We start from the raw sequence: 9810 nt of genomic DNA, 5'->3' as shown, positions 1-9810 counted from the left end.
TCAAAGATATACCATAAAAAGGTATCCGCTTCGATTATTGGATGATTTTCTAAATGTCAAGGGGTCTGGAACATTTTTTGAATAATATTTTCTATTCGATACAGAGTGGTATTTTATGGTTGCTTAGATTGACGACATTGGTTTTCGAACTACTATGTCCAAGGAGTTCTTGGATATATCTTAGATCTGTCCCTGCCTCCAATAAATGGGTAGCAAACGAATGCCGGAGAGAATGAACAGAAACATCTTTTTTTATTTCTACTCGTTGACATGCAGTTTCAAACACTTTTTGTACACTACGGTCTGTGAGATGATTTCCCTCTTTCTCGCCTGGGAAAAGCCAATCCGTCAGCCTACATTGTTTAGCATATTCTCTAAGCATTTCTAAGGCGACCGTTGAGAGGAGAGTATATCTGTCTTTTCTCCCCTTTGCCTGTTTGACATGAATAAGCATACGCTCATTATCGATATCTCAAATTTTTAGATTAACCACTTCACTTACACGTAAACCAGCTGAATAGGTTAACACCAAAATAACTTTATGCTTAGTGTTTTGCACCGATTTAAGAATTGACTCAACTTCCCTCTGACTGAGAACCTCCGGTAACTTCTGTTCTTTCTTTGGTCTGGGTAAATCAACCGTTTTATTCGATCGGTTAAGAACAACGTAAAAGAAAAATTTAATTGAGCTTATCGCTTGGTGTCCCTCTACGCTTTTATTGGTGCAAATGATCAATGTCACCAGCATCACCTACCCATAAATAAACTTTATCGGTATATTTCTCCATTTAAATGGTAAATCCTTTTATTATTTTTGAGTAATATCAGTCTTAAAACAAATATCACTAAATTTCATATAAGCCTTTAAAATATTCCTTACAAAAGATTTAGATTCGATAAGAATTTATTCTCTGCTTCTTTACTTTTATCTCGATATAAACAGTCATGTTTCTTGTTGCAATACAAACATTGATCTTCCTGAAAAATGGTTAAATCCTGTCCTGCCAGAATGATACCCGTTACGGATTTTAAGGGGTATAGCACTAAGTCTCTTTGCAAAGTGATTCCAATAACGTGTGCTTCAGTGATCTGATATAGTTCTTTTTGTGCCCCCGTCGGTATTCCTTGGCATTCGGGGCAAAGCGTATGACTCAATTTTTTGAGGCTAAGATTCTCCCCTGGAATTATGTCATAAAACGCCTTCCGAACTCTTATTTCAATTTCCTGCAAGGCTGCAAGTCCAATCGCCTCAAGCATGTAACCTAATAAATAATCCTTTGCTTTAAAAAACTCAAGGATCCACTCATCAATCATAGAGCCTAGCGTGGTGGCGAAAAGGATTGCATGATTGGCCTTATTGGATAAGGGATGCTTATAAGGTAAAAGGATTAAGCCCTCTTTGCTTTCTAACCAATTAGGGCTAGGCTTAATCTCCGTAAAGACATAAGACGCTTTTGGTTTTATATCCTGAGTAAAAACGTGAAGGCCTTCCAGAAACGATTTACTAATGAGTTTCGTCCTCACATTATTTTCTTTTTCAGCTGCACTATTCGGTGATAGATAAGGAGCAAGATAACGCATCACTTGCTGTTGATTCTGAATTAATTCTTTGGGTAAAAAGTCAATTCGTTCCTTGAACATGATAACCTCCACATTGAAAAAATGGCATGAGCTTGCTTCACTCATACCCTAATTCTTCATTCTAATCTGAATAACCTTTAGGAGTGACACATTTACCTTTTCGCATAACGCAACACGATGATAGCGGCGAGAATTTTTTTAAGTTATGAACATCGTAGAAGATTTCGTATAGAAAACCCTTGAATAACCAAACCTAAAAAAGACCTTACAATTCACAAACTATGCGTTCATCACAAAAGACAATCAACGAGAAGCATCAAACAAACGTATCAGAAGCGTATCGAGAAGAGCTACAAAAACGCGATTATCTTAATATCATAATCCAATCCAAGGAGGATTAAAACGATGGGTGAAAAAAACATTCTGGCGTATTTTAAGACCGTGGATCAGGCAGAGCAAATCGCGGACCAAATAAAAAGCATGGGAATCTCTGATGTCCAGATCGATCGGATTCACCAATATCCGGGAGATACTTCAGATCAGCTGATGAATCCGGCTACTGGGCAAATCGGCAGTTTATCCGACTTAACCCTGGGGGATATTAGCGGCGATGTAGGTCCCTTAACCGCTGCGGACACTTCAGCGAGCGGAATGAGTAATGGTGGAGGCTCCTTTGTAACGGGGCGAGATGTCCTTTTGGCCGCAATTGTTGACGAGTCTCAGTTCGACTCACTTCGCGAACAGATTCGTTCCAATGGAGGGTTAATCTAAGTTCATTCCATTCTTATATAGAATTCCATCCTTAATATGCCTTAAATTAGCTACAAAATAAACTATAAAAGAGCACCGCACCACTTTAAAAAGTGATACGGTGCTCTTTTTTCGGAACTCTTTTTTAGGGGATAGAAACCTATTCTCAGAATCGCCCCGATCTGAAAATTGAAACCATAAGAAGAACAAACATAATAAAGGCAAAGGTGAAGCCAACATCGATGGCCGGAATGTGACCCAAAAGCATGGGCTGACTGCCGAGGGCAGAAGCAATGATCAGTCCGGTCATAACGATGCTAAAGGAGAGGAGAATAAGACTAAACGATAGCTGATTGCTGAGTCGATCTACCTTTCTTAGAGAATTATCCATTTCGGGTGTAACAATTTCGAAGCGAATTTTTCCACTCTTGATGCTTTGCAAAAGGTCTTTAGTCTGTTCGGGCAGGTCTTTGGCCAAATTCCCATATTCTTTGAGATTATGCCAAGCTTTTTCGGCAAGTTTTTTCGGTTTGTAACGTTCCCTTAATAATTGTTTGCCATAGGGTTCAGCCATATCAATGATACTTATGTCTGGATCCAGTTGTTCAACAATTCCTTCCAAACTTAAGAGTGCTTTCCCTAACATCACAAAATCTGCAGAGGTCTGAATTCGATGACTGAAGGCAACTTTAAAAAGCTCGTTAACGGCCTCCCCCAAACGAATCTCACTCATCGGTACATCAAGGTATTTCTCCCGTAGTTTATCGACATCGCGGTAGAGCAGCTTCATATTGATATCGGTTGGAACAATCCCCATCTCCAGAACGGCATCAAGCATTTCATTTGTTTTTTTTCGCATCATCGCAATAACTAAAGAGGAAAAATTATCTCTCATCTCCGAAGTAAGTCTGCCGACCATGCCAAAGTCAATCAGAGAAACTACCTGCCCGGGTAAAACAAACACATTCCCCGGATGAGGATCACCGTGAAAAAATCCTGCGATTAGGATCTGCTCAAACATCGCCTTAACTAAATTCTCAGCGATTTTTTTAGGACTATACCCTAAAGCGTGGAGTTCTTCGTTCTGACTTAATTTGACGCCATGAACAAATTCCAAGGTGAGAATTTTTTGGCTTGAATAATCCCAATAAATCTTAGGAATATGAACCTCTGGTGTATTTTTAAATTGCAACCCAATTTTCTCGGCATTACGACCTTCGATGCTATAATCAAGCTCAGATCGTAAAGAACGGGCAAATTCTTCAACCATTTCCTTTAACCGATAGTGTTTGGCCCAATCAATTCGCCGTTCAGCAATCGCTGCTAAATCAAGGAGAATCTCCAAATCAGTTTCAATAACTTGGCTAATTTGGGGGCGCTGTACCTTGACCGCCACTTCTTCACCCGATTTAAGTACAGCCCTGTATACCTGCCCGATCGATGCCGCAGCTATTGGAATTTCTTCAAACCTCGCGAAAACCTCGTTAGGACTCTTCCCTAATTCACTTTCAATAATTTGTCGTGCTTCCGAATAAGGAAAAGGAGCCACTTGATCTTGCAGTTTTTCTAATTCCTGAATTAAAAAATCAGGCAAAACATCAGGGCGTGTACTTGCAATTTGCCCCAATTTCACATAGGTTGGACCTAACTCCTCAAGCGCATGGCGCAGTCGCTCCCCGATGTTTTGCGGATCAATTTCTTCCTGACTTCGAAATATTAATCGTTTGGGTAAAGACAATAAATTAGTAAGCCCCATCTGTTCAATGATGAAGCCAAATCCATGTCGTGCGAGAACTGCAGCAACTTCACGATAGCGATTTAAATGGCGTATTCTTCTTCTAAGCATCGTGATCCCCTAACTTAAGCCATCAATCACTGTCAGGCGTATGGTCCGGTATATTCCCCAGTTGGTTCTCCAGATTAGCGATTCTCTTTTCTAGGCGGTCTATATCTGCTTGAGTGGGGACATTGAGTTCCCTTAGAAGTTTCTGAAATTGCGCTTGTATTTTGCCGTTTAAATCTTCCTGTTGCTCTTCTCCCTTTTGAATCAGTTCGTGGATAAGATCTTTAGATTCCGTCACTGAAACTTCACCTTTTTTAACCAGTTCATCAACCGTTTTTTCGATTTGCTCTTTACTCATGATTGCTAAACCTAACCCTAGTGCCAAGCCTTTTCTCAAAAGATCGATCATCGACTTCATCCTCCTTAAATATTCCAATATCGGTTCATTATTAGTTCATTTACATACTATGTTCTTGTTTTTTCGTCTTTTTCCTTCTCTTTCTTTCATTTAATTATTCGTTGAAGATTACACCATTCACCCCCCTATCAGTTCGGTTTTGACTTTAAACTTTACGTCCTGCATCTACTTCTTATTCCTTGTTCTTATTATGAACGAAGTACCCAAAAATATAAGTTCCTTGTTTCATCCTTCCTTAATTCCTTTGATATTTATTTTACTATTGGCGAATTGAGCGTAGTACACTATAATGGAGTCAATTGATTATCATGAATAGGTTCCCCTTAAGGGGAAAAAGGGAAGTCGGTGAAATTCCGATGCGGTCCCGCCACTGTAATTTGGAATGGTATCTTGCAAAAGGCCACTGTCTACGGATGGGAAGGCGCAAGCTACTTTGCCATAAGCCAGGAGACCTACCTATTCATAGCGTACGTACCTTCGAGGACAAGGGGTAGGCGCCTGATTGTGGTCTCCTGCGACAATCCTGCACCCGCACAAAACTCTTCTATCCTCGAGGACGGAAGGGTTTTTTTATTTCAATCTTAAGGCTACGAAAGGAAGTATCATTATGTCAAACAAATTATTATCATTTAGACGAAATACTGTTTCCTTATTCACACTCATTACGGTACTCATTCTTTCCTTACTTACCGGTTGCGGAACAACCCCTGCAAATCCACCTGCAAACATGGATAAAGCTCAAAGTTCGGAAACTGCAGTACACACAACCTATCCCTTTAAAATCACGGATGATTTCAAGGCCGAAGTCACGATCCCTGCTGAGCCCAAGCGAATTGTTTCCTTAGTCCCCGCGTCAACAGAAACACTTTATGCGTTGGGCTTAGGTGACAACGTGGTTGGCGTGACGAAGTATGATGACTATCCCAAAGAAGCGCTGCAAAAAGCGGAGTATGTGTTCGAAGATAGCCTCAAGCCTAACACTGAGCAAATCTTAAAGCTAAATCCCGATCTTATTATTGTCGGTTTGCAAGATGAGAAGACGATCACCGCAATTCGCAATTTAAAAATACCTGTTGTGCAATTCAATCCCCAAACCCTAAATTCAACCTATGATACGCTCTTAAAGTTCGGACAAATTACGAATAAGCAAGCCGAAGCACAAAAACTGGTCAACGCGATGCAACAGAAAGAAAAAAGTATCGAACAAAAAGTGGCTGGGATTAAAGATGCCGATCGTCTCAAAGTCTGGATTGAAGTCGACCCTAACCTCTTTACTGCGGGTGAAGGCACTTTTCTTAACGAGCTTCTGCTAAAAGCCGGTGGCAAAAATATCGCCAGTGATGTCAAGGACTGGGCACAATATAGCACTGAACAAGTCATTGCCAAAAATCCTCAAGTTATTTTTGATACCTATTCTTACTATCTTCCCAACGTCAAAGAAACGATTTTTGCTCGGCCAAGCTGGCAAAACCTTGATGCCATAAAAAATAAACGGGTGGTTGACTTAGATAGTGACATGGTGACACGACCCGGCCCACGCATTGTCGACGGAATGGAATCGATCGCCAAAGCACTTTATCCCGACGTCTTCAAATAGTTGAGTTCACCAAAGAAGAGAGGAACAGGCATGAAATCAGTTCCCCACTTGAAGAAAAAGAACCTGATAATCCTCGGCTTGCTTTTCTTGCTCCTTCTTTCAGTTCTCTTAAGCGTAATGACCGGTTCCGTGCATCTTCCTCTAGGACTTACCGGGAAAATTCTACTCAGTCATCTTCCCTTTCTTCATCTAGAACCGACGTGGACAATAGCCCAAGCGACCATCGTTTGGCAATTACGTTTACCCCGCGTTTTTCTCGCCCTTCTCGTGGGAGCGATGCTCTCCTCCGCCGGAGTCTCTTTTCAAGGAATCTTGCGTAATCCCTTAGCTGACCCCTATATCCTCGGCATCTCTGTTGGAGCAGCTTTAGGTGCTGCCTCCTCCATGATCTTTTTCCGACATTCTTACTTAGGGCAATTCAGTATTCCCCTCTTTTCATTTCTCGGAGGACTTTTATCCTTAGCTTTTGTCCTCATGTTGTCTAAACAGCGGGGTCAACATGATCGTGAGACCCTTATTCTCGCTGGAGTCGTCGTCCAATCATTAATCGGCGCCTTTCTCTCCTTCTTGATTGCCGTTTCCGGGCAGCAAATGCAGGAAATCGTATTCTGGATGATGGGCAGTTTGGCCAACCGGAGTTGGTCAGACGTAGCCCTGCTCGTTCCGTATTTTATAATCGGAATCCTCTACCTCCTCCTCCAAGAACGTGACCTTAATGTCATCTCCCTAGGCGAAAGGGCAGCTACACATTTAGGGATGAATGTGGAGAAAAAGAAGGTCGGAATTCTCATCATTGGCTCTCTTCTCACCTCGGCAGCCGTTTCTGTCGTCGGGATCATCGGATTCGTCGGCCTGATCGTCCCCCATCTCATGCGACTTGTGGTCGGCCCTGATCACCGTATTCTTCTCCCCGTCTCTACGTTAGCCGGAGCAATTTTCCTACTTTGGTCAGACACTTTGGCACGTAATCTTCTTAATTCCCAGGAAATTCCCATCGGCGTGATTACTGCCTTTGTTGGCGCTCCGTTTTTTGCTTATTTTCTTAAGCGCAGTTTAAGGAGGGGCTAATATGAGCGAATTCTCAATCCAGAAGGTCAGTCACCATTTCGGCGATTTTCCAGTTCTCCAAGACATCAGCTTCGAAATTGAAAAAGGTGAAATCTTTGGAATCATTGGACCAAATGGCAGCGGCAAATCCACACTCATTCGAGCGATGAGTGGGCTTTTTACACCCGATTCAGGTGAAATCCTCCTTGAAGACCATCCCCTTGCTCAATTCAGCAAAAAAAATTTAGCGCGGCGTATCGCAGTACTCGAACAAGAAGGCCCCGCTCCCCTGCCCTTCACGGTAGAACAAATTGTCGGGATGGGACGCTATCCCTGGTTAAAGCCTTTCGCTGATTTAAGCGCTCATGATCATCAAATGATCGAAAACGTTTTAAAAAATCTGGAACTATGGGATAAACGCTTCCAAAAAGTGAGCACGCTCAGTGGTGGACAATGCCAACTGGTTTCTCTCGCCCGGTCGATGGTCCAGGAACCTGATATTTTAATTTTAGACGAACCCACAACTTATCTCGACATCGGACACCAGATCCTGGTTATGGAACATGTTCGGCACTGGCAATTAGAAAACAAGCTCACGGTCATTATGGTTTTACACGATCTTAATTTAGCTGGACAGTACTGTCATAAACTCCTTCTTTTGGATCAGGGACACGTAAAAAAGTGGGGAACAACGGAGGAAGTGCTAGAAGAAACTACCCTGACCCAGGTTTATAAAACGGATCTCATAAAAATCAAACACCCCACGTTAGGTGTTCCTCAATTTCTCTTAACGAGCCGATGAGAAAAGATAAGTTTTAGTCTACATGATGGGAGAAAGGACGAATGCAATTAATAGATACCCCGTTGGCAAACTTAAAATTAAGATTTGCGGACGTAAATGATGTTTCTTTAATTTTAGCTTTAATTCGGGAATTAGCAGAATATGAGAAAATGCTACCTGAAGTTGTGGCAACGGAAGAAGTTTTAACCAATTCTCTCTTTGAAAGAAAGATGGCTGAGGTTATAATCGCGGAATTTAACCAGAAGGCGGTTGGTTTTGCGTTATTTTTTCATAATTTTTCGACGTTTTTAGGTCGTCCGGGGATCTACTTGGAAGATTTATATATAAAACCTGAGATGAGAGGAAAAGGGATCGGGAAGATTATCCTTGCATTTCTAGCGAAATTAGCACTTGAAAGAAAATGTGGTCGATTAGAGTGGTGGTGTTTAGACTGGAACGAACCCTCAATTCAGTTTTACAAAAAATTAGGCGCAGTCCCAATGGATGAGTGGACTGTCTTTAGAGTATCTGACGAAGCCTTAAATAATTTGGCCAGGAAATTTTCTTAATAAGTTAGTTCCCCTATCCCTTATTCTCCGCTTCCATATATTCTTTAAGTTCCCAGATTTTATATAAGGACAAGTTCTGTTCTTATGCTTTATACTAAAGACAACCTCATTAAACGTTATGAGTTGTCTATTTTTTTATTTTGTGCTTCTATTCTACGACGGCATTTAAGTAATTACAGTTTGGATTTATTAAAATTGTTAATTGAAAGGAGTCTTTTTGTGAATAAGAGAATTAACTTTACAATTGCTGCAGTTTTAACAATGGGGATGTTTGTCAGTGCTCTAACTGCAGCTCCGAGCAAAGTGTCTCCTGACCTTTCTAACGAAACAACAGTAGCCCAGCTTCAAACAATTCAAACGTCAGAAGCCAGTACCGATACCGCGGTTTCGACATCTCCTTCCAGCTCTGCCCAAACTTCAGACTCAGTTTCGACTACTTCACAACTCAAACCACAGAATTCCACAACACCCCGTCCCCGTCCGCAATCTCAAGCATCAGTATCCCGGGGTAGTCAAGAATCCGCTGCATCCTCATCAAGCTCAAGCGCAGCTGCCGTTATCTCGACCGCCAAACGTTATCTTGGAGTCAAATACGTTTGGGGTGGTACTTCGCCGAGTGGATTTGATTGTTCTGGATTTACTCAATATGTCTTTGCCCAACATGGCATTTCCCTTCCTCGCGTTTCCCAAGACCAGTTTAATCAAGGGCGCACTGTTTCCTTAAGCAATCTTCAGCCTGGAGATTTGATTTTCTTCTCCTTGGATCAGGATAAAGTGATTGACCATGTTGGAATTTATACTGGAAATGGACAGTTCATAAATGCATCATCCTCTAAAGGGGTAACGATCTATCCCCTGGGATCGTATTGGGAATCTCATTTGATTGGCGCCAAGCGGGTCCTCTAAACCGCTTTTTTCCAACGCTCAGTCTTTTCATTTGTCCCCTAATCAGCCCTAGTTCGATTCTTTACCGTCTCCCAACTTTCGTATTCACTTCCTAGTACACCTTTGCGTAAACTGAAGGAGTAATTCAAAAGGAGGGTTATTGAACAATGAACTACTCCCAATTTGCACCCCAACACAACCATGGAAGTGTAACCCATACGTCGTGTGATCATGGGCATAGCCATCAGTGTCTTGATATTAGTCGAGTAGCCCATGGGGATTTCACCCACAGGCTCTCACGGAACCGTACGTGAATCTCTCGATTCATACGGCTCTTGTCATTCAACCATTACGGCACCATTCCGAGAGCCCAATGCGGAAACATTTTAGGTTCTCTTT

The 9810-nt window shown here is 41.9% G+C and carries 11 protein-coding genes and 1 riboswitch; of the genes, 6 read left to right on the top strand and 5 right to left on the bottom strand.

Annotation, left to right across the window (positions count from 1 at the left end):
* Positions 1-91 precede the first annotated feature (91 nt).
* The 3 genes from VM640_RS13110 to VM640_RS13100 all read right to left on the bottom strand — a co-directional run bounded on the left by VM640_RS13110 (position 92) and on the right by VM640_RS13100 (position 1641).
* Entirely contained in the window at positions 92-469 is a 378-nt protein-coding gene (locus VM640_RS13110) for a tyrosine-type recombinase/integrase (protein WP_325392936.1), read from the bottom strand.
* Positions 470-472: 3 nt separating this feature from the next.
* A complete protein-coding gene (locus VM640_RS13105; protein WP_325392934.1) occupies positions 473-748 on the bottom strand; it encodes a hypothetical protein in 276 nt (91 codons plus the stop codon).
* Positions 749-876: 128 nt separating this feature from the next.
* On the bottom strand, positions 877-1641 hold the full coding sequence (locus VM640_RS13100) for a vitamin B12 dependent-methionine synthase activation domain-containing protein (RefSeq protein WP_325392932.1): 765 nt from the start codon (positions 1639-1641) through the stop codon (positions 877-879).
* 345 nt (positions 1642-1986) lie between these two features.
* On the opposite strand from VM640_RS13100, the gene VM640_RS13095 reads away from it, so the two are divergent.
* The gene (locus VM640_RS13095) at positions 1987-2352 is read left to right on the top strand and encodes a hypothetical protein (RefSeq protein WP_325392930.1); all 366 of its coding nucleotides are present in this window, start codon (positions 1987-1989) and stop codon (positions 2350-2352) included.
* Positions 2353-2497: 145 nt separating this feature from the next.
* On the opposite strand, the gene VM640_RS13090 is transcribed toward VM640_RS13095, so the two are convergent.
* Positions 2498-4177: an ABC1 kinase family protein gene (locus VM640_RS13090; protein ID WP_325392928.1), complete on the bottom strand. Its 1680-nt coding sequence runs from the start codon at positions 4175-4177 to the stop codon at positions 2498-2500.
* A 22-nt stretch (positions 4178-4199) separates the two neighbouring features.
* A complete protein-coding gene (locus tag VM640_RS13085; protein WP_325392926.1) occupies positions 4200-4523 on the bottom strand; it encodes a phasin family protein in 324 nt (107 codons plus the stop codon).
* A gap of 306 nt (positions 4524-4829) precedes the next feature.
* Positions 4830-5006: riboswitch (cobalamin riboswitch) on the top strand.
* A gap of 133 nt (positions 5007-5139) precedes the next feature.
* Here VM640_RS13085 and VM640_RS13080 point away from each other — a divergent pair.
* The 5 genes from VM640_RS13080 to VM640_RS13060 all read left to right on the top strand — a co-directional run bounded on the left by VM640_RS13080 (position 5140) and on the right by VM640_RS13060 (position 9432).
* Complete coding sequence (locus VM640_RS13080; protein WP_325392924.1) at positions 5140-6129, top strand: ABC transporter substrate-binding protein; 990 nt, start codon at positions 5140-5142, stop codon at positions 6127-6129.
* Between the two features lie 30 nt (positions 6130-6159).
* Positions 6160-7197 (top strand): FecCD family ABC transporter permease, encoded by a 1038-nt coding sequence (locus tag VM640_RS13075; protein WP_325392923.1) that lies wholly within the window; start codon positions 6160-6162, stop codon positions 7195-7197.
* A 1-nt stretch (position 7198) separates the two neighbouring features.
* The gene (locus VM640_RS13070) at positions 7199-7978 is read left to right on the top strand and encodes an ABC transporter ATP-binding protein (protein ID WP_325392921.1); all 780 of its coding nucleotides are present in this window, start codon (positions 7199-7201) and stop codon (positions 7976-7978) included.
* A gap of 41 nt (positions 7979-8019) precedes the next feature.
* Positions 8020-8526 (top strand): GNAT family N-acetyltransferase, encoded by a 507-nt coding sequence (locus tag VM640_RS13065; protein WP_325392919.1) that lies wholly within the window; start codon positions 8020-8022, stop codon positions 8524-8526.
* 219 nt (positions 8527-8745) lie between these two features.
* Positions 8746-9432 (top strand): C40 family peptidase, encoded by a 687-nt coding sequence (locus tag VM640_RS13060; RefSeq protein WP_325392917.1) that lies wholly within the window; start codon positions 8746-8748, stop codon positions 9430-9432.
* The last annotated feature ends 378 nt before the right edge of the window (positions 9433-9810 follow it).

Source organism: Desulfitobacterium sp. (assembly GCF_035539115.1).
Lineage (GTDB): Bacteria > Bacillota > Desulfitobacteriia > Desulfitobacteriales > Desulfitobacteriaceae > Desulfitobacterium_A.
This window is presented reverse-complemented; position numbering and strand designations above follow the sequence as displayed.

Excerpts from the sequence above, each read along its gene's own strand:
- VM640_RS13070 (WP_325392921.1), top strand. The coding sequence starts at position 7,199 with ATGAGCGAATTCTCAATCCAGAAGGTCAGTCACCATTTCGGCGATTTT.
- VM640_RS13095 (WP_325392930.1), top strand. The coding sequence starts at position 1,987 with ATGGGTGAAAAAAACATTCTGGCGTATTTTAAGACCGTGGATCAGGCA.
- VM640_RS13085 (WP_325392926.1), bottom strand. The coding sequence starts at position 4,523 with ATGATCGATCTTTTGAGAAAAGGCTTGGCACTAGGGTTAGGTTTAGCA.
- VM640_RS13090 (WP_325392928.1), bottom strand. The coding sequence starts at position 4,177 with ATGCTTAGAAGAAGAATACGCCATTTAAATCGCTATCGTGAAGTTGCT.
- VM640_RS13075 (WP_325392923.1), top strand. The coding sequence starts at position 6,160 with ATGAAATCAGTTCCCCACTTGAAGAAAAAGAACCTGATAATCCTCGGC.
- VM640_RS13105 (WP_325392934.1), bottom strand. The coding sequence starts at position 748 with ATGCTGGTGACATTGATCATTTGCACCAATAAAAGCGTAGAGGGACAC.
- VM640_RS13065 (WP_325392919.1), top strand. The coding sequence starts at position 8,020 with ATGCAATTAATAGATACCCCGTTGGCAAACTTAAAATTAAGATTTGCG.
- VM640_RS13100 (WP_325392932.1), bottom strand. The coding sequence starts at position 1,641 with ATGTTCAAGGAACGAATTGACTTTTTACCCAAAGAATTAATTCAGAAT.
- VM640_RS13080 (WP_325392924.1), top strand. The coding sequence starts at position 5,140 with ATGTCAAACAAATTATTATCATTTAGACGAAATACTGTTTCCTTATTC.